The organism is Caballeronia sp. LZ043 (assembly GCF_031451075.1).
In the GTDB taxonomy this organism is placed as follows: domain Bacteria; phylum Pseudomonadota; class Gammaproteobacteria; order Burkholderiales; family Burkholderiaceae; genus Caballeronia.
Genome location: NZ_JARUXT010000001.1, coordinates 1,435,821 through 1,456,914, shown reverse-complemented (window position 1 = coordinate 1,456,914; position 21,094 = coordinate 1,435,821). Strand labels below are relative to the sequence as shown.

The following is a 21,094-nucleotide window of genomic DNA, read 5'->3' as shown; positions in this document are numbered from 1 at the left end:
TCCTGTCTTCAAAGGGATGATGCCGGTGTTATGCGTCGCTCGGGCCGGGCAGCGCCTTGGGATCGGTACGCATTTTCTGGCGTGCGATGTCGCGTCCGACCGCGAGCCGCTTCATGTACTTGAAGGTGCCGAGCGCCTTGGCCACGAAGTGTCCTTCGCTGTCGCGCACTTCGCCTTCGCAATAAGCCATCGTGGTCGAGCGGTGCAGCACGCGGCCGTAACCGCGCAACTCGCCGCGGCCGGGCTGCATGAAGTTCACCTTCATCTCGACGGTGACGACGCCCATGCCGTCCCCCGCGACGCTGCGCGCGGCGAGCGCGAGCGCGGCGTCGAGCAGGGTCATCGTGACGCCGCCATGGGCGATGCCCCAGGTATTCAGATGCGTGTCGCGCAGCGGCAGGCACACTTCGCTTTCGCCGTCCTGCGCGCGGACGAGATCGACGCCGAGCGAATCGATGAACGGGCTTTCGATGGACACGCCGGCGTTCGCCGGATCGGTGCTGGACATCGCGCTCATACCTCGTAGTCGACGCATTGACGGTCTTCACGGACCGCCGCGACGAAGTCCTTCACGGCCTGATGCTTCGGATGGACCTGATAGGCTTCGAGCGCGGCGCGGTCGTCGAAGTCGGACACCAGCACGACGTCATAGGTGCAGTCGAAGCCCGGCTGAGCGGTGCCGACCTCGAAGTGTCCCTGCCCTTTCACGATGCTGCGGCAGGTTTCGAGCCGGGCCTTCAGCTTCTGCGCATTCTCTGCGCGGCTGGCGCCCTCGGCGGTTTCCTTCAGCTTCCACATGACGATGTGACGCAGCACGGCGGCTCCTGATTCATGATGTCGGTCGAGACCTGAAGCGTAGCAAAAATCGCCGTGCAGTGAGGTGACGCGACGTACGCGCTTTGGTCACACGATCTCGAACAGTCCCGCCGCGCCCTGCCCGCCGCCGACGCACATGGTCACCACGACGAAGCGCGCCCCGCGCCGCTTGCCTTCGAGCAGCGCATGCCCGGTCAGGCGTGCGCCCGACACGCCATACGGATGCCCGACCGCGATCGCGCCGCCGTTCACGTTGAGACGCTCGTCGGGAATGCCCAGCCGGTCGCGGCAATAGAGCACCTGCACGGCGAAGGCTTCGTTCAGTTCCCACAAGCCGATGTCATCGACGGTGAGCCCCGCGCGTTGCAGCAGCTTCGGCACCGCGAACACCGGCCCGATGCCCATCTCGTCAGGCTCGCAGCCCGCGACCGCGAAGCCGCGAAAAATGCCGAGCGGTTGCAGTCCTTCACGCTCGGCAAGCGTCGCGCTCATGACGACGCACGCCGACGCGCCATCCGAAAACTGACTCGCGTTGCCGGCCGTGATGACGCCGCCCGGCAGCGCCGTGCGGATCTTCGCGACGCCTTCGAGCGTCGTGTCCGCGCGAATGCCTTCGTCGGCAGCGAGCGTGACTTCGCGCGTGACAAGCCGGCCGCTGGCCTTGTCCGCGATGCCGGCGAGCACGGTGATCGGCACGATCTCGGCATCGAAGCGGCCCGCTGCCTGCGCGGCGGCCGCGCGCTGCTGCGAACGTGCACCGTATTCGTCCTGGCGCTCCCGCGAGATGTCATAGCGCCGCGCGACGTTCTCGGCGGTCTGGAGCATCGGCCAGTAGATCGCGGGCTTGTGCGTGTCGAGCCAGGCTTCCTTCAGCATGTGGCGGTTCATCTCGTTCTGCACGCAGGAAATCGATTCGACGCCGCCCGCGACGAACACTTCGCCCTCGCCCGTCATCACGCGCTGCGCGGCGAGCGCGATGCTCTGCAAACCCGACGAGCAAAAGCGGTTCACCGTCATGCCCGGCACCGCGGCCGGCAAGCCGGCGCGCAACGCGATCTGCCGCGCGACGTTCATGCCGGTGGCGCCTTCGGGAAACGCGCAGCCCATGACGACGTCCTCGATGCGCACCGGGTCGATGCCCGCGCGTTCGACCGCCGCCCGTACGACGTGGCCGCCGAGCGTCGCGCCATGGGTCATGTTGAGTGCGCCGCGCCACGATTTGGCGAGCGCGGTGCGCGCGGTGGCTACGATCACGGCGTCGGTCATGTCGTCTCTCTCGTTTCGATGTCGTTCGAACTCACGCGCCGCACGCCGGCGCCGAGCATGTCCTGCCACGCGCGCGCCAGCGACCCGTCCAGGTCGATCGCGCGGCATGCGTCCTCGATCACGCTCGTTTCAAAGCCGGCCGCGCGCGCATCGAGCGCCGACCACGCGACGCAATAGTCGGTCGCGAGCCCGGCCAGCCACACGCGCCGGACGCCGGTGTCGCGCAGATAGCCTGTCAGGCCGGTCGGCGTCGTGCGGTCCGCTTCGAGAAACGCCGAATAGCTGTCGACGTGCTCGTGATGCCCCTTGCGCACCACCATCCGCGCATGCGGCACGTGCAGGTCGCGATGCAGCGCCGCGCCCTCGGTATCCTGCACGCAGTGCACCGGCCACAGCACCTGCTCGCCGTAGGGCAGCGTCATGGTCTCGAAGGGCTGGCGTCCCGCGTGATTCGCCGCGAACGACACATGCGAGCGCGGATGCCAGTCCTGGGTCAGCACGACATGCGAAAAGCCGGCCGCGATACGGTTGATGACCGGCACGACCTCGTCGCCGCGCGCGACGGCCAGCGCCCCGCCCGGCATGAAATCAGGTTGCACGTCCACGACGATCAGTACGTCTTCCACGGGTTTCATCATGTTCAGGAAAGCTCAGGCGTTGAAGCGGCCGTTGGCGGCGGCGAGTCCGGCGATGCGCGCGGCGGGCTGCCACGCGTCGCCGTTGGGTTGGGCGGCGTACTTGCGCAACGCGCGATCGACGTTAAAAAGGCCGATGGTATCCGCATACAGCATCGGGCCGCCGCGCCACAACGGGAAGCCATAGCCGGTGAGATACACCATGTCGATGTCGGAGGCCTTTGCCGCGATGCCTTCCTCGAGAATCTTCGCGCCTTCGTTCACGAGCGACAGCACCAGGCGCTCGACGATTTCCTCATCGCCGATCTCGCGCCGCGCCACACCTTGTTCGGCTGAGAACCCCACGATCATTTCGTCGACGGCCTGAGACGGAATGGCATCGCGCTTGCCCGGCGCGTAGTCATACCAGCCCGCGCCGGTCTTCTGTCCGAAGCGGCCCATCTCGCACAAACGGTCGGCCACGCGCGCATAACGCAACTCCGGCTGCTCGCGATAGCGCCGCTTGCGAATAGCCCAGCCGATATCGTTGCCGGCCAGATCGCTCATGCGGAACGGGCCCATCGCGAAGCCGAACTGTTCGATCGCGCGATCCACCTGCGCGGGCAGCGCGCCTTCCTCCAGCATGAAGAGCGCCTGGCGGATGTACTGCTCGATCATGCGGTTGCCGATGAAGCCGTCGCACACGCCCGAAACCACCGCGGTCTTTTTGATTTTCTTCGCAAGCTGCATGACGCTGGCGAGCACGTCTTTCGACGTCTCCTTGCCGCGCACCACTTCGAGCAGCTTCATCACGTTGGCGGGACTGAAGAAGTGCATGCCGATCACATCGCCGGGACGCTTCGTGAACGACGCGATGCGGTTCAGATCGAGCGTCGACGTGTTCGACGCGAGAATCGCGCCAGGCTTCGCCACTTCGTCCAACTGGCGGAATACCTGCTGTTTCACGTCCAGTTCTTCGAACACCGCTTCGATGATCAGATCGGCCTGGGCGAGATCGGTGAACGAGAGCGTCGGACGGATCAGCGCGATGCGGTCCTCCACCTGTTGCTGCGTGAGCTTGCCCTTCTTGACCTGCGCCTCGTAATTGCGGCGAATCGTCGCGAGACCGCGATCCAGCGCGTCCTGCTTCGTTTCCAGCAGCGTGACGGGCAGCTTCGCGTTGAGGAAGTTCATCGCGATGCCACCGCCCATCGTGCCCGCGCCCACGATGCCGATCTGTTCGATCTTCCTGACCGGCGTGTTCGACGGCACGTCGGCGATCTTGCCGGCCGCGCGTTCGCCGAAGAACGCATGCCGCAGCGCGCGGCTCTCAGGCGTCTGCACCAGCGCAAGGAAGCATTCGCGCTCGAACGCAAGGCCGCGTTCGAAGCCTTCCTTGACGCCCTTTTCGATTGCATCGATGGCCTTGTGCGGCGCCGGGAAATGGCGTGCCACCGCCGCCACGCTGTTGCGCGCGAACTGGATGAAGCCCTCCGCGTTCGCATGCTCGATGCGGCGCTCGCGCACCTTTGGATATGGCCCGCCACGGTCCGCGGCTCCGCGCGCGAAGCTCAGCGCGGCGTCGAGCAGATCGCCTTGTATGAAGGCGTCGAAGAGCCCGCTTTGCGCGAGCTGTTCGGACGGCACCGGCGTGCCGGACACGATCATGTTGAGCGCCGTCTCCAGGCCGACCGCGCGTGGCAGCCGCTGCGTGCCGCCCGCACCCGGCAGCAGGCCGAGCTTCACTTCCGGCAGCGCGATCTGCGCGTCCGGCGCGGCGACGCGGTAATGCGCGCCGAGCGCGAGTTCCAGGCCGCCGCCCATCGCCACGGCATGAATCGCCGCGACGACCGGCTTGGCGCTGCCATCGACGGCCTTGATGACGGTCAGGAGCGTCGGTTCCTGCGTGGCCTTCGGGGTATTGAATTCGGTGATGTCGGCGCCGCCCGAGAAGGCCTTGCCCGCGCCGATCAGCACGATGGCGCGCACGGTGGCGTCGCTGTTCGCGCGCCCGATGCCCTCGACGATGCCGAGCCGCGTCGCGTGCCCGAGCCCGTTCACCGGCGGATTGTCGAGCATGATGACGGCGACGCCGTCGCGGATCGAATAATCCACTGCCATGAAGCTGTCTCCCGATGGATCGCGATAAAGGAATGAGCGTGCCGCGCCAGGCGGAAAAGCACGATCGTCACACAGTGCGATCTTAACGCTCAAGCACGCCGAAGACGACAAAGCCCCGGACGCCTGCCTGCATCCGGGGCTTCAAAGACAAGGAAGACCACGCGTCAAATCGGATTTTCGGCCACAGTGGGCAGCACGTGATCGCGATACTGATCGCGCAGCCGGACCTTCTGCAGCTTGCCGGTCGCGGTATGCGGCAGCTCTTCGGCGAAGACCACGTCGTCGGGGATCCACCACTTCGCCACCTTGCCGTCGAAATGGGCGAGCAGTTCCTCGCGCGTGACGGTCGCGCCCGGCTTCAGCACGGCCACGATCAGCGGCCGCTCGGTCCACTTCGGATGCGCGCACGCAATGCACGCCGCCTCGGCCACCTGCGGATGCGATACCGCGATGTTCTCCAGGTCGATCGAGCTGATCCACTCGCCGCCCGACTTGATCACGTCCTTGCTGCGGTCCGTGATCTGCATGAAGCCGTCCGGGTCGATGGTCGCGACATCGCCGGTCGGGAACCAGCCGTCGACGAGCGGAGAGTCGTCACGCCGGAAATAGCGGTCGATGACCCACGGCCCGCGCACGTACAGGTCGCCGAAGGACTTGCCGTCCCACGGCAGTTCGCGGCCGTCGTCGCCCACCACCTTCATGTCCACGCCGAACAGCGCGCGGCCCTGTTTTTCCAGCAAATGGCGCTGCTCCTCGGGCGGCCGCTGCTTCTGGCGGTAGCTCAGACGCGACAGCGTGCCGAGCGGCGACATCTCCGTCATGCCCCACGCATGGATCACCTGCACGCCGTACTCTTCCTCGAAGATGCGCAGCATCGCCGGCGGGCACGCGGAGCCGCCGATCACCGTACGCGTAAGCGTCGAGAAACGCAGGCCGTGCTGCTTCAGATAGGCGAGCAGGCCCATCCAGACAGTGGGCACGCCGGCTGAATAGGTGACGCCTTCCGCTTCCATCAATTCATACAGCGACTGGCCGTCGAGATCCTTGCCCGGCAGCACGAGCTTCGCGCCGACCAGCGGCGCCGCGTGCGGGATGCCCCAGGCGTTCACATGGAACATCGGCACGACGGGAAGAATGGAGTCGCTCGCGGATGCGCCCATCGCGTCGGGCAGCGCCGCGCCGTACGCGTGCAGCACGGTCGAGCGATGTGAATACAGCGCGCCCTTCGGATTGCCGGTCGTGCCCGACGTGTAGCACAGGAACGAAGCCTGGCGTTCGTCAAGCATCGGCCAGTCGTAGTCGCCGTCATGCGCGCCGATGAGCGTCTCGTAGCTCATCACGGGCACGCTCAGGTCCGACAGATGCGTCTCGATGCACGATGCATCGCCGAGCGCAATCCAGCCTTTCACCTTCGGACACTGCGGCGCGATGATCTCGACCAGCGGCGCGAAGGTCATGTCGAAGCAGACATAGGCGTCGTCGGCGTGATCGATGATGAAGGCGACCTGATCCGGGAACAGGCGCGGATTGATCGTGTGGCACACGGCGCCCATGCCCGACACGCCGTAGTAGCACTCGAGGTGCCGGTAGCCGTTCCATGCGAGCGTGCCGACGCGTTCGCCCTGCGCGACGCCCAACGCGGTCAGCGCCTGCGCGAGTTGCTTCGCGCGCCGTTCGCAGTCGCGCCAGGTGGTGCGGTGGATATCGCCCTCGATACGGCGCGAAACGATCTCGGTGTCGCCGAAGTGGCGCGAGGCATGGGACAGCAGGGACGACGCGAGCAACGGTACTTCCATCATCTGGCCGTGGAGCGGCGACATCATGGGCGAAGTCCTCGGAGGGTCGATGGCCTGGTCGATGGTCTGGTCACGCCCGGGCCGGCCCCTGCAGGCCGGCGGGCGCGGAATTACAATATCGTTTAACTCAGAGGCGCTCAATATGTCGTTTTCCCCAAGCGTTTCGCGGGACGAGACACCCGCGGACGCGCAATCGATGCAGCAGGTCGCCGATGCCGTCGAAGCCGGCAAGCCCGGCTCCTTCGCGGCGCTCGGCACCGCGTTCCTCACCCGTCTGCCTGCCGCGCCTGTGCCGGAGCCGTATCTTGTCGGACTGTCGCGCGAGATGGCGCAGACGCTCGGCTTCGATCCCGACATCGCCACCGGCCCGGAGAAAGACGCCTTCGCCGCGTACTTCGCGGGCAATCCCACGCGTGACTGGCCGGCCGATGCCCTGCCCTACGCCGCCGTGTACTCGGGGCATCAGTTCGGCGTGTGGGCGGGCCAGTTGGGCGACGGACGCGCGCTCACGCTCGGCGAAGTGGAGCACGGCGGCGCGCGCCTCGAAGTGCAGCTGAAGGGCGCCGGACGCACGCCGTATTCACGCATGGGCGATGGCCGCGCGGTGCTGCGCTCGTCGATCCGCGAATTCCTGTGTTCGGAAGCGATGCATCACCTCGGCATTCCGACCACGCGCGCCTTCGCGGTGGTCGGCTCCGACCTGCCGGTGCGCCGCGAGGAGATGGAAACCGCGGCGATCGTTACGCGCGTCGCGCCGAGCTTCGTGCGCTTCGGGCACTTCGAGCATTTCTATTCGAACGACCGCCCCGACGATCTCCGCAAGCTCGCCGATCACGTGATCGACCGCTTCCATCCGCACTGCCGCGCGCAGCCGGACCCATATCTCGCGCTGCTGGCCGAGGCGGTGCGCACGACCGCCGACCTGATGGCGCAATGGCAAGGCGTCGGCTTCTGCCATGGCGTGATGAACACCGACAACATGTCGATCCTCGGTCTCACCATCGACTACGGTCCGTTCGGCTTCATGGACGGCTTCAACGCGCATCACATCTGCAATCATTCGGACACGCAGGGCCGCTATTCGTATGGCCGTCAGCCGCAGGTCGGCTACTGGAACCTGTTCTGTCTCGCGCAGGCGCTCGTGCCGCTGTTCGGCGACACCCTGCCCGAGGAAGGCCGCGCGGAACGTGTCGTCGAGGAAGCGCAGAAAGTGCTGGAAGGCTTCAAGGCGCGCTTCGCTCCGGCGCTCGTCGCGACGATGCGCGCGAAACTGGGCCTGGCTGTCGAACGCGAAGGCGACGACGCGCTCGCCAACGGCCTGTTCGAAATCATGCATGCGAACCGGGCGGACTTCACGCTCACGTTCCGCAATTTGTCGAAGCTGCGCAAGGCCGATGCAAGCGGCGACTCAGCCGTGCGCGACCTGTTCCTCGACCGGGCCGCGTTCGACGCGTGGGCCGTGAAGTATCGCGAACGTCTCGCGCACGAAACCCGCGACGACGCCGCGCGCGCCGACGCGATGAATCGCGTGAATCCGAAATACGTGCTGCGCAATCATCTGGCGGAACAGGCGATCCGCCAGGCGGCTGAGAAGGATTTCTCCGAAGTTGCGCGCCTTCTGGACGTGCTGCGCCGCCCCTACGACGAGCAGCCCGAGAACGAGGCCTATGCCGGCCTGCCGCCCGACTGGGCAAGCGATCTCGAAGTGAGTTGTTCTTCGTAGGATCGTCCTCATATACAGGGCCTTCCCGGCCAGACCAAAGGAACCACAGATGAGCCACGACGACACCCCCGCGAGCTATCCGCTGCAAAAGGACGATGCGACCTATCGCAACGAACTGGACGACATGCAGTACCAGGTGACGCGCCATGCCGCGACCGAGCGGCCGTTCACCGGCAAATACTGGGATCACACCGAGCGCGGCGTCTATGATTGCGTGTGCTGCGGCACGCCGCTGTTCGAGTCCGACACGAAATTCGACGCCGGTTGCGGCTGGCCGAGCTATTTCAAGCCGATCAACGGCGAAGTGGTCCAGGAAAAGACCGACCGCTCGCACGGCATGCTGCGTATCGAGGTGGTCTGCAAGAACTGCGGCGCGCATCTCGGCCATGTGTTCGAGGACGGCCCGGCGCCGACCGGCCTGCGCTATTGCATCAACTCGGCTGCGCTACAATTCGAACCCAAGTAAGCGAAACCATGTAATTGGGCGCATGCACGGGACACCGGGTTGCGCTCCTGTTTCAGCTGTCTGATGCCCGCTTGACGCCCGTTCGACGCCCGCTGCAATCCGAGCGGGCGTTCGTTCATGCGCTGCACCTCATCCGCCGCCTTTCATGTCCGGACGCCAATGAAATTTCTGTTCGATCTGTTTCCGATCATTCTCTTTTTCGTCGCATTCAAGGTCTGGGGTATCTACACCGCGACGGCCGTGGCGATCGGGGCGACCTTGCTGCAGATCGCCTGGGTCGCGTTCCGCCACCGCAAGGTCGATCCGATGCTGTGGGTCAGTCTCGGCGTGGTGGTCGTGTTCGGCGGCGCGACGCTCGTGCTGCACAACGACACCTTCATCAAATGGAAGCCCACCGCGCTGTACTGGCTGTTCGCCGTCGCGCTGATCGTCGCGCAACTGGGTTTCAGAAAGAATCTGATCGAAGCGATGATGGGCAAGCAGATCGTGCTGCCGCATCGCGTCTGGGGACAATTGAATGTCGCGTGGGCGGTGTTCTTCGGCTTGCTCGGCATCGTGAACCTGTTCGTCGCGTATCACTTCACGACGGACCAGTGGGTCAACTTCAAGCTGTTCGGCGCCACCGGCTGCCTGGTCGTGTTCATCGTCGCGCAGAGTTTCTGGCTCGCGAAGTACATGAAGGAGGATGGTCAATGAGCGATGCCTTCGATTTCATGAACGCCACGGCCGCCGAAAAGATCGCCCATCTCGAGGCGCGCCTGAACGCGGCGCTGACGCCCCAGTCCGTGCATATCGACGACGACAGCGCGGCTCATGCAGGCCACGCCGGCGCGGCTTCGGGCAGCCACTACACCGTGACGATCGTCGCGGAATGCTTCGCCGGCCGGGCCCGCGTGGGGCGGCATCGGCTGGTGTATGATGCGCTGGCCGACGAAATGCGGCGTGGCGTGCATGCGCTGGCCATCCGGGCTTATACGCCGCAGGAGTTCGCGGAACAATTCGAATAGGTGCGCGAACAGGTGCACCCGGCCACGAATCGTTACGAATTCATGTGACCCGAGACGCGCTCCTTGCTTGCCGCTCTCCCTGCTTTATGAATCTCGCCTGTGAAGGCGTCTGTTTGCTCAGTTAGGACTCTCCGATGACTCTGAAAAAACCCCGCGTCTGGGTGTTGCTGGCTGCGTTCGCGGCGGCTCCCGCGTTCGCGCAGAACGTCGCCGTCGTGAACGGCACGCCGATTCCCACGTCGCGCGCCGATGCGCTCGTGAAGCAACTGGTCGCGCAAGGTCAGCAGGATTCGCCGCAGCTTCAACAAGCCGTGCGCGAAGAACTCATCAATCGCGAAATCCTGATGCAGGAAGCCGCGCGCGAAGGCATCGCGTCGCGTCCCGACGTCAAGGCGCAACTGGCGGTCGCGCAGCAGACCGTGGTGCTGCGCGCGATGATCGAAGATTTCGTCAAGAAGAACACGCCCACCGACGCCGAGATCAAGGCCCGCTATGACCAGCTGGTCAAGCAGAACGGCGGCGGCACGGAACTGCATCTGCATCACATCCTCGTCGACAACGAAGCCCAGGCGAAAGACCTGATCGCCAAGATCAAGGGCGGCGCGAGCTTCGAGGACCTCGCCAAGCAATATTCGAAGGACCCGGGATCGGGCAAGAACGGCGGCGATCTCGACTGGTCGGCGCCGTCGGCGTATGTGCCGGAATTCGGCGCCGCCGCCGAAAAGCTCAAGAAGGGCGAGGTCACGCCGGAGCCGGTCAAGACGCAGTTCGGCTGGCACATCATCCGCCTTGACGATTCCCGCGACGTCGCCCCGCCGCCGCTCGAGCAGGTCAAGCCCCAGATCGCCCAGCAGATTCAGCAGGAGAAGCTGCAGGCGTTCGAAGAAGGTCTGCGCAAGAAGGCCGTGGTGAAGTAAGCGGTACGCGGTACGGCTGGATCGTTCTTGAAGCAAAGCCGCCCTTGGGCGGCTTTGTCGTTTCCGGACGGCGGGTTCGTGTTGGCCTTGAACGTCATGACGATCGCAGGCGGCGCGGCTCAGGCGTCATGCGGTCAATCCGTTTGGCCTCCAAGCCGCTGGGCTCCCGCAAATACGCGCTGACTCACCCGCCACTCGCAAGCCCCAGGCCCGGCCGAACCGTTGCTCCCGCCCGCACCAGCTTCGGCAGTTCGCGGTTCTCCACCACGCTCATGAAACCGGCCCAATCATTCGCGAGCGCGGCCTTGTCGACCTTGTTCGTATCGCCCAGGCGATAGCGCTCGCCCGCCGCGAACGGCCGCTCCCACGCCGCCCTATGCCACGCCCGCTCCGCCAGCGCCAGCAGACGCGGATACACCATGTACTCGAACTGCGTGTCCGTGCGCATCACTTCGGCCCAGGCCTGACCCTGCATGCCCTCGATGCGCGGCGCCGAACCCGCGCTCGTCACCTCGAACGGACGGCCGTCGCGGTCGGGCATGATTTCCGCGTTCTGCGGCAGGTTGTCCGGTGCCAGCGAGAAGGTCTTGAAGCTGTCGGTGGCGTGCGAAGCCCAGTAATAACCGCGCTCCTTCGGATCGAACGAATAGGGAAAGTCGAAGTACAGATAGTCGGGCAGCGCGAGCACGGTCTGGTAGCCCTGTGTATCGAGCGTGCGTGCGGTGTCGGCGGCGCCCCAGAAGAGCGTGTCCCACAGCGTCACCATCACGTTCGAGGTCGCGAAATCCTGCGGCCCGTTCGCATGCCGGATGCCGTCCTGCCAGGCCGCCATCGTGCCAATGCCGTTCGTCCGCACGATCTGGCTGACTTGCTGCGCGAACATCGAAGGCAGTTCGTCGACGGAGGCCGCCTGCCCTGACCTGATCAGCGCCGCGCACTGCGGCGAGCGCCCCCACGGCTTGTCCTGCGCGGCGAGATTCACGCGCCCCTTGCCGGGGTCCGTGCCGTCGAGCGGCTGGAAGCCCGCGCCGAGCAGGATGTTCTTCGCTTCGTCGCCGCCGAAATGCCAGATGGCGAGCGGCGCGCCTGCCTCGCGATGCATCGACGCGATCTCGCCGATCACCTTCGACGCAAACCGCCGCGCACCGTCTGCGCACGGATTGAGAAAGCTGCGACGGTCGTAGAACTGGACCGTGGTTGCGTTCGTGGTGTCGGCGGGATCGAGCAGGCGGTAGGCCGTGGCCGCCGCTTCGTCGCCTTGTGCGTGCAGGCGCCGGTAACGCGCTTCCATCGACACCACGGCCGCCCGCGCGTGCCCCGGCATGTCGATTTCCGGAATGATCTCGACGAAGCGCTCCGTCGCGTAGCGCACCAGCGCCACGTACTCGGCGCGGCTCAGGTAGCCGCCGCCCGAACGGTTGTCCGGCCCCGACGCAAGCTGCGGCACGAGACAGCGGGTTTCGCTGAGGTCATGGCAACGCTTCGCGCCGACCTCGGTGAGTTCGGGCAAGCCTGGAATCTCGATACGCCAGCCCTCGTCGTCCGACAGATGCAGATGCAGCCGGTTGAGCTTGTACGCGCTCATCTGGTCGATCAGGCGGCGCAGCGTGGCCGGCTGGCGAAAGTTGCGCGCGACATCCACCATCATGCCGCGATGCGCATAGCGAGGCGCATCCTCGATGGTCATGGCCGGCACACTGCCGCCGCCCGCGGGCGTCAGCGACAACAGCGTCTGCGTGCCGTAGTAGAGCCCGGCGGCGTCGAAGGCGTCGATGCTGACGCCGCCCGGCGCAATGCTCAGCCGGTAGCCGCCGTGCTTCGCGATATCGGCGGGCAGCGTGCCGGCGGCGATGGCGCCGTTCACGCGCACGGCGGGACCGTTGAGTCCGAGCGTGGCGGCCCGCGTGGCCAGAGCCGCGGTCTGTGCTGCCGTCAGCCCCGGCAGGTTCAGTTCCACCGCGCCGATCTGCGCGACGCCCTGACCGGCCGTCTCGCGCAGCACCGAAGGCAACGCGCGCGCCGCGACCTGCCGGGCATCGGGCAAGGCGGCTTCCGCCCGCGCGCGCAATACTTGAGTGGGCGTCGTGACGAAGGCGGACACGTTGTCCGCAACGGCCGGAAGACGATCGACGTAACGGGTTTCGTCGTCGGTGTCGTTGTTGCGGAGAACGGCCGATCCGGTATCGCCGTCCGCCACGACATACGCGCGCGGCAGCAGGTCGCTGGTGCGCCGGTACCAGTACTCGCCGACGAACGGCACCTCGAGCCGCTCGCCGCTGCCCAGCGTGAACGCGCCTGCCGCGGGCGTCAGCGCATACAGGTCGCCGGTGATGTGCTTCCACGCGATGGCGGGATGCTCGATCATGAGCAACCGCCTGATGCTGTGTACGTACAGCGTCCAGCCGCCCGCTGCCAGCTTGCGCGCCCCGCCGTTCTCCAGGATCAGTCTGCCGCGCGCGCAACTGGCCCAGTCCGCGCCAAGGTCCGCGCAGTTGGTGCCGGTCGCCGCTGCGTCATTGACGTCGATCGCCACGCGCACGGTCAGTGCATCGCCGATGGCGGCAGTCCGCGCCGCAGGCGACAGGCGACTGGCATCCGCATCCGAACTCGAACCGCCGCACGAGGCTACGATGCAAGCCGTAACGACGATGGCCGCCGCTCTTGAAATAGGTATGCCTAAGTAATGTGAAACCCACCGCCGCATCTTGCCTCCGTGATCCACACGCGTCGCCGGGACACGTCGGAGCACTATACCTGCAACTTGCGGCCCTATTTTTTTGGGATAGCTGCCGACAGGCAAGCACAAAACAAAACACCCCGAAGCGTAAACTTCGGGGTGTTTGTGTGAAACGCGCGCGGCGGATCAGCCGAGGAAGCGTCGCGCGTTCTGGAACACGCGCAGCCACGGGCTGCCGTCGCTGGTCCAGTCTTCCGGCGTCCAGCTCATCTGCACGTTGCGATGCACGCGCTCCATGTGCGGCATCAGCACGGAGAAGCGGCCATCGGGTGTCGTGACCGACGTAATGCCTTGCGGCGAGCCGTTCGGATTGAACGGGTACTGTTCGGTCGCGTTGCCGCGATGATCGACGTAACGCATCGCGACGAGCGCCTTCGCCTGATCGCCCTGCTGCGAGAAGTCGGCAAAGCCTTCGCCGTGCGCAACCGCCACCGGAATGCGCGAGCCTTCCATGCCGGCGAAGAAGATCGACGGCGAAGCCTGCACTTCAACCAGCGAGAAGCGCGCCTCGAACTGCTCCGACTTGTTGCGCGTGAACTTCGGCCAGTGTTCGGCGCCGGGGATGATCGACGCCAGGCTCGACATCATCTGGCAGCCATTGCAGATGCCGAGCGCGAAGGTATCCGCGCGGCCGAAGAACGCGGCGAACATGTCCGCGAGTTGCGCATTGAAGCGGATGGTCTTCGCCCAGCCCTCGCCCGCGCCGAGCACGTCGCCGTACGAGAAGCCGCCGCACGCCACCGCGCCCGCGAAATCGGCAAGCGTGGCGCGGCCTTCCAGCAGGTCGCTCATGTGGACGTCGTGTGCGTCGAAACCGGCGCGGTCGAACGCGTACGCCGTTTCCAGATGCGAGTTCACGCCCTGCTCGCGCAGGATCGCGACACGCGGCCGCGCTTTGGTCGCGATGAACGGCGCCGCCACGTCTTCCGCCGGATCGAAGCTCAGGACCGGCGCGATACCGGGATCGGCGGCGTCGAGGAGCGCGTCGTATTCGGCGTCGGCGCAGGCCGGGTTGTCGCGCAGGCGCGCAATGCGCCAGCTGACCTCGCTCCACGCGCGATGCAGTTCGACCCGCGGCGCGTCGAAGATCTTCTTCGCGTCGCGATAGATTTCGATGGCGCCGTTTTCGTTCGGCTTGCCGATCACATGCGAACACGCCGACAGACCGTGCTCGCGCAGCGCGCCCAGCACCGCGTCGCGGTCCGCTGCGCGCACCTGCACCACCGCGCCGAGCTCCTCCGAGAACAGCGCGCGCAGCGTGCGGTCTTCGCGGCGGCCGCTGGTCTGCTTGGCCCAGTCTTTCGCGTCGCCGTAATCGGACTCGTGGTTGGGATCGAGCGTCAGCATGTCCACGTTCAGCGATACGCCCACGTGACCCGCGAAAGCCATCTCGCACACCGTGGCCCACAGGCCGCCGTCCGAGCGGTCATGGTAGGCCAGCAGCTTGCCGTCCAAGTTCAGCGCCTGGATGGCCGCGAAGAAGCGCTTGAGGTCTTCCGGATCGTCGACGTCCGGCACCGTGTCGCCCACCTGCTGCGTGACCTGCGCGAGAATGCTGCCGCCCATGCGGTTGCGGCCCCGCCCGAGGTCGATCGCGATCAGCACCGTGCTGGTGTCGTTGACGAGCTGCGGCGTCAGGTGACGGCGCACGTCCTCGACCGGCGCGAACGCCGAGATGATGAGCGACACCGGCGACACCACTTCGCGCGCGCCGCCGCGTGCATCCTGCCACTTGGTGCGCATCGACAGCGAATCCTTGCCGACCGGAATGCTGATGCCGAGCGCCGGGCACAGCTCCATGCCGATGGCCTGCACCGTGTCGTACAGCGCGGCGTCTTCGCCGGCGCTGCCGCAGGCGGCCATCCAGTTCGCCGAGAGCTTCAGCTTGTCGAGCGACGCAATGGGCGCCGAAGCGATATTGGTCACCGCCTCGCCCACGGCCATGCGGCCGGATGCGGGCGCGTCGATCACAGCGAGCGGCGTGCGCTCGGCCATCGTCATGGCTTCGCCGCGATAGCCGACGTAGTCCATCGTGGTCACCGCGCAGTCCGCCACCGGCACCTGCCACGGACCGACGAACTGGTCACGCGCGGTCGTGCCGCCCACCGAACGGTCGCCGATGGTGATGAGGAACGACTTGCTCGCGACCGTCGGATGCTTCAGCACCTCGACCGCGACTTCCGACAGCGGCAGACCGGTGACATCGACTTTGTTGAATTGCGCGCGCTCGCGCCTCACGTCGCGATGCATCTTGGGCGGCTTGCCGAGCAGCACGTCCATCGGCATGTCGACGGGTTCCTGGCCGCTGTTGGCTTCATCGACCAGCTTCAGCTGACGCTCTTCCGTCGCCACGCCGACCACGGCCACCGGGCAGCGTTCGCGCTCGCAGAGGGCCTGGAACGCGGGCAGATCGTCCGGCGCAATGGCCAGCACGTAGCGCTCTTGCGCCTCGTTCGACCAGATTTCGCGCGGCGACAAACCGCTCTCCTCCAGCTGGACCTTGCGCAGCTCGAACAGCGCGCCCTTGCCCGCGCCGTCGACGAGTTCCGGGAAGGCATTCGAGATGCCGCCCGCGCCGACGTCGTGGATCGACAGGATGGGGTTGTTGTCGCCCAGCTGCCAGCAGCTGTTGATGACTTCCTGGGCGCGCCGCTGGATTTCCGGATTGCCGCGCTGGACGGAATCGAAATCGAGTTCGGCGGTGTTCGCGCCGGTGGCCATCGAGGACGCCGCGCCGCCGCCCATGCCGATGCGCATGCCCGGTCCGCCGATCTGGATCAGCAGTGTGCCGGCCGGCAGGTCGAGCTTGTGGGTGTGCTGGTCGGAGATGTTGCCGATGCCGCCCGCGATCATGATCGGCTTGTGATAGCCGCGCACGCGGCCCGCCACGTTCTGCTCGAAGGTGCGGAAATAGCCGCCGAGGTTCGGCCGGCCGAATTCGTTGTTGAAGGCGGCGGCGCCAATCGGGCCGTCGATCATGATCTGCAACGGCGACGCGATGCGGTCCGGGCGGCCATACGGCTGATGCGCGTCGGCGGGATTGCGCGAGGCGAGCGGCACGGCGGCGTCGCGGTCGTTTTCCCAGTTGCGGCGGGCGTCGGGCAGATCCAGGTTCGACACCGTGAAGCCCGCAAGACCCGCCTTCGGACGCGCGCCGCGGCCGGTGGCGCCTTCGTCGCGAATCTCGCCGCCGGAGCCGGTGGCCGCGCCCGCGAACGGCGAAATGGCGGTCGGGTGATTGTGGGTCTCGACCTTCATCAGCGTGTGGGTCATCTCCACGTGACGCCGGTATTGCTCGTCCTTGCCGCGCGGGAACCAGCGCTCGGCCATGCCGCCCTGCATGATCGCCGAATTGTCCGAATACGCGACGATCGTGCCCGCGTGATTCAGCTTCTCGGTGTTGCGGATCATCTGAAACAGCGACATGTCCTGCTTCGCGCCGTCGATGGTCCATTCGCCGTTGAAGATCTTGTGGCGGCAGTGCTCGCTGTTGGCCTGCGCGAACATCATCAGCTCGACGTCGGTGGGGTTGCGCTTCAGTTCTTCGAACGCGCTCACGAGATAGTCGATTTCGTCGTCGGCGAGCGCGAGGCCCAGTTCCAGGTTGGCGGCTTCGAGCGCGCTGCGGCCCGCGCCGATGATGTCGACCGTTTGCAGCGGCCGGGCAGGCAGTTCGTCGAAGAGATGCAGCGCCTGCTCGCGCGAGGCCGCGACGCTTTCGGTCATGCGGTCGTGCAGCGCGTCGGCGACGGCGGCGCGCGCCGCGTCCGTGAGCGACTTCTTGCCGCCGAGGAAGCCGCTCTTCATGATCACCGTGTACTCGACGCCGCGCTCGATGCGCCGTACCTTCGTGAGCCCGCAGTGATGGGCGATGTCGCTGGCCTTGCTGGCCCAAGGCGACACGGTGCCGAAGCGCGGCACGACCATGAAGGTTTCCGTCGCGCCGCGCTCCTTCGATGCCTCGAAGGGTGCACCGTAGTGCATCAGCGCCTCGATGCGGCGATTGTCTTCATCCGTGAGCGGTTCCGACGCATTCACGAAATGCAGGAACTGGCCGCGCACGCCGACGATGTTGGCGTCGATGCGGGCGAGCGTTTCGAGAAGGCGGGTCTGACGGAAATCGGAGAGGGCCGAAGCGCCGGGGAAACACGAGAAGTGGGCCATTGTGACGGTGCGTCGATGACGTCTGTGTGCCGCTCGCGAGGCGCTCGCTGGTGCGCGAAACAAGGCTTGGCGCTCCGTCTGCGAATCTGGACATTCGCAAAACCGGACCCGAGCACGCGAAACGACATGAGGCAAAAGGAAGACCGCGATTATAACCCGGAAGCGGCGCCTGACTGGTCGCGTCCCGTTGGCGCGGGGCGCGCAGTCTGCGCGCTTGTCGCGAACCATTCCTTTCGATCGCCCGTCGCGCGCGGACTACTCGAGGATTACCCACGGTTTACCAGCAGATTGCCGTCCCCCGCAAACGGTTTTGACGCTATCATGGCGCGCTTTCTCCCGGTGCGCGCCGCGCTCAGCGCCGGTCCGCCGCGCTTCCCGTTTCATCGCGCAACGCCGCGTTTCTCGCCCCTGCGGGCGCCATTCAGCATCAGACAGTCATGGATGTCATCGTCATCGGCGGAGGAATCGCCGGCATCGCCACCGCTTATCAGCTGCATGCGGCCGGTCATCGCGTCTGCGTGATCGAGCGGCACGCGACCGTCGCGCAAGGCGCCACCTACGGCCAGGGCGGCGCGCTCCTGCCCTCGCCGCTCGATGTCTGGTTCGGCCCGACCTTCATGACCTCGAGCCGCGCGAAGCAGAGCGGGATGGTGGTCAAGACCGGTTTCGACTCCGGCGCGCGCGAGTTCGTCAGGCAACTGTCGCTGCTGCGCGAGCCCGATGCGTTCACGGCCCAGTACACGAAGCTGGCACCGCTCGTCGAACTGTCGCGGCAGGTGATCGGCGACATCGAGCAGCGGCTGGAACTGGATTTCGAGCAACGGCGCGGCGTCCTGCACGTGTTCCGCCAGCCGCGCGAACTGGAGGACGCCCACGCCGCCATCGAACTGCTCAAGCGCTTCCAGGTGCCGCATCGCGTGCTGACGCCGGCAGAATGCGTCGCCATCGAGCCTTCCGTGCCGGACGACCCCGCTTTTGCCGGCGGCGTGCTGTTGCCCGAAGAGCGCACCGCGAACTGCCCGCTGTTCACCAAACAACTGAAGCAGTTCCTCGAGGAACAAGGCGTGCAATTCCGCATGCAGCAGACCGTCGCATCGTTGCGTCTCGACGGCGCGCGAGCGGCGGTCGTCTTGTCTTCGTCAGGCGAAGGCAGGAAGCGCGCGCACGATGCCGAAACGCTCACGGCCGACGCGCTGGTCGTCGCGGCCGGAACGGACACCCCCGCGCTGGCGGGCGCAGGCAAGGCGGCCTCCGCGCTGTTTCCGCTGCGCGTGCATACGCTCACGGCGCCGGTCGCGTACGAAGAGCGCGCGCCGCATCTGAGCGTCGTCGATTCGGTGAAGCGCATCACGATGACGCGCATTCACCAGCGGCTGCGCGTCGGCGGCGCGGGCGTGCTGCTGAGCGCCGCCAAGGCCGACAAGCCGCTGGATGCCGCGCTCTCGCGCCGCGCGCTCGATCTGCTGGGCCAGGGCACGCACGACTGGATTCCCGGCGCGGCACGGGTGTCCGCCGCGCGCGCCTGGGACGGCCTGCGCCTCCTGAGCGCCGATGGCCTGCCGGTCGCCGGTGCGACGCGCCACCCGCGGCTGTTCGTCAACGCGGCGCACGGCCCGGCGGGCTGGGGCCTGGCGTGCGGCTCTGCTAAAGTAATTGCGGATTTCGTCTCCGGCGTCACGCCCGATCTCCCCGCCGACACCCTCGCCGCGCTGAGTCTCGAACGCTTCTAGTTCGCGCGGCGCGCCGGGCACGATTGCTGCAACGGCGTCGGGTTTCCGACCGCTCCGATTCCCGGGGCGCCCTTCCCTGCGCCGCCATGACCGTTCCCCGCTCGCCCTGGTTCACGCCGAAAGACGAACCGCTCCCGCTCCTCACGCTGAACGAACTGCGCGCGCTCGAAGCACGCGGCGCGGCCGGGCTGCCGCCGCATACGCTGATGGCGCGCGCGGGCGCGGCCGCCGGGCAATGGCTGGAAGAGGTCCTGTCGCACGATGCCGCGAGCCGCGCGCAGCCCGTGTGGCTGGTCGCCGGCCCGGGCAACAACGGCGGCGATGCGCTCGTGATGGCCGAAAGGCTGCATCGGGCGGGCATTGCCGTGCAGGTGTGCATGCCGGTCGAGGTCAAGCCCGACGACGCGCGCTGGGCGCTCGCGTCCGCGCGCGCGGCGGGCGTGCCCATCGATACCGCGCCGCCCGCTTCGTTCGACGGCTTCGGCTGGCTGGTCGACGGCATGTTCGGCATCGGCCTCACGCGGCCGCTCGAAGGCGTGTTCGCGGAGCTTGCCGCGCGCCTCACGCGCCGGGCGCGCAGCACGGGCCGCGTGCTGGCGCTCGACGTGCCGAGCGGCCTCGACAGCGACACCGGTACGCCGGTGCGCGGCGGCGACGCCGTGCGCGCGACCGACACGCTCACCTTCATCGGCGCGAAGCCGGGGCATTTCACGTCGCAGGGACGTGATCTCACGGGCCGGCTGTGCGTCGCCACGCTGGAACTGGAAGCGAGCGCGGCGCCGTCGCTCGTGCTGAACGCGCCCGCGCTGTTCGGCGCAGCCTTGCCGCCGCGCGACAACGCGACCAACAAGGGCACCTTCGGCTCGCTCGCGGTGATCGGCGGCGACACCGGCATGTGCGGCGCGCCGGTGCTGGCAGCGCGCATGGCGCTTTACAGCGGCGCCGGCAAGGTGAACATCGCCTTTCTCGGCGATGGCTTTCCGCCCTACGACCCGCCTCATCCGGAACTGATGCTGCATCACGTCGAAGGCTTTGCGCTCGACAAGATGGACGCGCTCGCGATCGGCTGCGGCATGGGCACGAGCGCGCGCGCCCGCAAGGTGCTCGAGGACGTCCTGAAGCTCGACGTCCCGAAGCTGCTCGACGCCGATGCGCTCAATCTCGTCGCCCGCGACGAGCCGCTGGCGGCCGCCGTCGCGGCACGCGGCGCGCAGGGTGACCCGTGCGTGCTGACGCCGCATCCGCTCGAAGCGGCGCGTCTGTTGCAAAGCGATGCGCAGGCGGTCCAGGCCGACCGCATCGCGGCGGCGCGGCAGTTGTCGGCGCGTTATGGCGCTGTCGCCGTGCTGAAAGGCTCGGGCACCGTGATCGCGGCGCCGGACGGCCGGGTGGCCGTGAATCCGACCGGCAATGCCGGGCTGGCTACGGGCGGCACCGGCGACGTGCTCGGCGGTTTGATCGGAGCATTGCTCGCGCAGAAGCTGCCGGCGTATGAAGCGGCGCTGGCCGGCGTCTATCTGCACGGCCTGGCCGCGCAGACGCTCACCGACGACGGCATCGGCCCGGCCGGCCTGACCGCGGGCGAGCTTGCGCCGGCGGTGCGCGCGCTGCTCAACCGGCGCTTCTATGCGGCACGCGAAGATCACGCCTGAAGGCGCCTGCGACACGTTGCAAGCAGCCGTTCATGCATCGTCGCTATACTCTTTTCGATTCGGGCATCCGCGGCATCCGTCACCG

15 protein-coding genes are annotated in these 21,094 nt (G+C 66.8%); 7 read left to right on the top strand and 8 right to left on the bottom strand.

Features of this window, described 5'->3' with window-relative positions; all coding sequences use genetic code 11:
• Nucleotides 1-28: 28 nt before the first annotated feature.
• The 6 genes from QCE64_RS06550 to QCE64_RS06525 all read right to left on the bottom strand — a co-directional run bounded on the left by QCE64_RS06550 (nucleotide 29) and on the right by QCE64_RS06525 (nucleotide 6,640).
• Nucleotides 29-517, bottom strand: coding sequence for a PaaI family thioesterase (locus QCE64_RS06550; RefSeq protein WP_309916039.1), 489 nt, complete (start codon nucleotides 515-517; stop codon nucleotides 29-31).
• Nucleotides 514-816, bottom strand: coding sequence for a Dabb family protein (locus QCE64_RS06545; protein ID WP_309930002.1), 303 nt, complete (start codon nucleotides 814-816; stop codon nucleotides 514-516). Before QCE64_RS06545 ends, QCE64_RS06550 begins: the two co-directional genes overlap by 4 nt.
• Nucleotides 817-903: 87 nt before the next feature.
• A complete protein-coding gene (locus QCE64_RS06540; RefSeq protein ID WP_310003133.1) occupies nucleotides 904-2,082 on the bottom strand; it encodes an acetyl-CoA C-acyltransferase in 1,179 nt (392 codons plus the stop codon).
• Nucleotides 2,079-2,720 (bottom strand): bifunctional nicotinamidase/pyrazinamidase, encoded by a 642-nt coding sequence (gene pncA, locus QCE64_RS06535; protein WP_404987301.1) that lies wholly within the window; start codon nucleotides 2,718-2,720, stop codon nucleotides 2,079-2,081. Before pncA ends, QCE64_RS06540 begins: the two co-directional genes overlap by 4 nt.
• A gap of 12 nt (nucleotides 2,721-2,732) precedes the next feature.
• Nucleotides 2,733-4,817, bottom strand: coding sequence for a 3-hydroxyacyl-CoA dehydrogenase NAD-binding domain-containing protein (locus QCE64_RS06530; protein WP_310003131.1), 2,085 nt, complete (start codon nucleotides 4,815-4,817; stop codon nucleotides 2,733-2,735).
• A 164-nt stretch (nucleotides 4,818-4,981) separates the two neighbouring features.
• Nucleotides 4,982-6,640 carry a 3-(methylthio)propionyl-CoA ligase gene (locus QCE64_RS06525; protein WP_310003129.1) on the bottom strand — a complete coding sequence of 553 codons (1,659 nt, stop codon included), beginning with the start codon at nucleotides 6,638-6,640 and terminating at the stop codon, nucleotides 4,982-4,984.
• A 169-nt stretch (nucleotides 6,641-6,809) separates the two neighbouring features.
• Between QCE64_RS06525 and QCE64_RS06520 the strand changes: the two genes are divergently transcribed.
• From QCE64_RS06520 to QCE64_RS06500, 5 genes are all read left to right on the top strand, one after another.
• On the top strand, nucleotides 6,810-8,336 hold the full coding sequence (locus QCE64_RS06520; protein ID WP_404987353.1) for a protein adenylyltransferase SelO: 1,527 nt from the start codon (nucleotides 6,810-6,812) through the stop codon (nucleotides 8,334-8,336).
• Nucleotides 8,337-8,385: 49 nt separating this feature from the next.
• Entirely contained in the window at nucleotides 8,386-8,802 is a 417-nt protein-coding gene (gene msrB, locus QCE64_RS06515) for a peptide-methionine (R)-S-oxide reductase MsrB (protein WP_309916024.1), read from the top strand.
• Between the two features lie 159 nt (nucleotides 8,803-8,961).
• The gene (locus QCE64_RS06510) at nucleotides 8,962-9,498 is read left to right on the top strand and encodes a septation protein A (protein ID WP_309916021.1); all 537 of its coding nucleotides are present in this window, start codon (nucleotides 8,962-8,964) and stop codon (nucleotides 9,496-9,498) included.
• Entirely contained in the window at nucleotides 9,495-9,809 is a 315-nt protein-coding gene (locus QCE64_RS06505; RefSeq protein ID WP_309916019.1) for a BolA family protein, read from the top strand. The genes QCE64_RS06510 and QCE64_RS06505 overlap by 4 nt, the downstream gene beginning before the upstream one ends.
• A gap of 134 nt (nucleotides 9,810-9,943) precedes the next feature.
• The gene (locus QCE64_RS06500) at nucleotides 9,944-10,726 is read left to right on the top strand and encodes a peptidylprolyl isomerase (RefSeq protein ID WP_309916016.1); all 783 of its coding nucleotides are present in this window, start codon (nucleotides 9,944-9,946) and stop codon (nucleotides 10,724-10,726) included.
• Between the two features lie 184 nt (nucleotides 10,727-10,910).
• Here QCE64_RS06500 and QCE64_RS06495 read toward each other — a convergent pair whose 3' ends face one another.
• Together QCE64_RS06495 and purL are read right to left on the bottom strand one after the other, a co-directional pair.
• Nucleotides 10,911-13,430, bottom strand: a complete 2,520-nt coding sequence (locus tag QCE64_RS06495) for a family 20 glycosylhydrolase (RefSeq protein WP_310003127.1) — start codon at nucleotides 13,428-13,430, stop codon at nucleotides 10,911-10,913.
• Nucleotides 13,431-13,589: 159 nt separating this feature from the next.
• Complete coding sequence (gene purL, locus QCE64_RS06490) at nucleotides 13,590-17,627, bottom strand: phosphoribosylformylglycinamidine synthase (RefSeq protein WP_310003125.1); 4,038 nt, start codon at nucleotides 17,625-17,627, stop codon at nucleotides 13,590-13,592.
• A 437-nt stretch (nucleotides 17,628-18,064) separates the two neighbouring features.
• Between purL and QCE64_RS06485 the strand changes: the two genes are divergently transcribed.
• Together QCE64_RS06485 and QCE64_RS06480 are read left to right on the top strand one after the other, a co-directional pair.
• Nucleotides 18,065-19,357 (top strand): FAD-dependent oxidoreductase, encoded by a 1,293-nt coding sequence (locus tag QCE64_RS06485; RefSeq protein WP_310003123.1) that lies wholly within the window; start codon nucleotides 18,065-18,067, stop codon nucleotides 19,355-19,357.
• Between the two features lie 86 nt (nucleotides 19,358-19,443).
• Nucleotides 19,444-21,009, top strand: coding sequence for an NAD(P)H-hydrate dehydratase (locus QCE64_RS06480; protein ID WP_309916004.1), 1,566 nt, complete (start codon nucleotides 19,444-19,446; stop codon nucleotides 21,007-21,009).
• The last annotated feature ends 85 nt before the right edge of the window (nucleotides 21,010-21,094 follow it).

What these genes read in the sequence shown, in the direction of transcription:
- QCE64_RS06550 (WP_309916039.1), bottom strand. Translation starts at nt 517, where the DNA reads ATGAGCGCGATGTCCAGCACCGATCCGGCGAACGCCGGCGTGTCCATC.
- QCE64_RS06540 (WP_310003133.1), bottom strand. Translation starts at nt 2,082, where the DNA reads ATGACCGACGCCGTGATCGTAGCCACCGCGCGCACCGCGCTCGCCAAA.
- pncA (WP_404987301.1), bottom strand. Translation starts at nt 2,720, where the DNA reads ATGATGAAACCCGTGGAAGACGTACTGATCGTCGTGGACGTGCAACCT.
- QCE64_RS06530 (WP_310003131.1), bottom strand. Translation starts at nt 4,817, where the DNA reads ATGGCAGTGGATTATTCGATCCGCGACGGCGTCGCCGTCATCATGCTC.
- QCE64_RS06525 (WP_310003129.1), bottom strand. Translation starts at nt 6,640, where the DNA reads ATGATGTCGCCGCTCCACGGCCAGATGATGGAAGTACCGTTGCTCGCG.
- QCE64_RS06520 (WP_404987353.1), top strand. Translation starts at nt 6,810, where the DNA reads ATGCAGCAGGTCGCCGATGCCGTCGAAGCCGGCAAGCCCGGCTCCTTC.
- msrB (WP_309916024.1), top strand. Translation starts at nt 8,386, where the DNA reads ATGAGCCACGACGACACCCCCGCGAGCTATCCGCTGCAAAAGGACGAT.
- QCE64_RS06510 (WP_309916021.1), top strand. Translation starts at nt 8,962, where the DNA reads ATGAAATTTCTGTTCGATCTGTTTCCGATCATTCTCTTTTTCGTCGCA.
- QCE64_RS06505 (WP_309916019.1), top strand. Translation starts at nt 9,495, where the DNA reads ATGAGCGATGCCTTCGATTTCATGAACGCCACGGCCGCCGAAAAGATC.
- QCE64_RS06500 (WP_309916016.1), top strand. Translation starts at nt 9,944, where the DNA reads ATGACTCTGAAAAAACCCCGCGTCTGGGTGTTGCTGGCTGCGTTCGCG.
- QCE64_RS06495 (WP_310003127.1), bottom strand. Translation starts at nt 13,430, where the DNA reads ATGCGGCGGTGGGTTTCACATTACTTAGGCATACCTATTTCAAGAGCG.
- purL (WP_310003125.1), bottom strand. Translation starts at nt 17,627, where the DNA reads ATGGCCCACTTCTCGTGTTTCCCCGGCGCTTCGGCCCTCTCCGATTTC.
- QCE64_RS06485 (WP_310003123.1), top strand. Translation starts at nt 18,065, where the DNA reads ATGGATGTCATCGTCATCGGCGGAGGAATCGCCGGCATCGCCACCGCT.
- QCE64_RS06480 (WP_309916004.1), top strand. Translation starts at nt 19,444, where the DNA reads ATGACCGTTCCCCGCTCGCCCTGGTTCACGCCGAAAGACGAACCGCTC.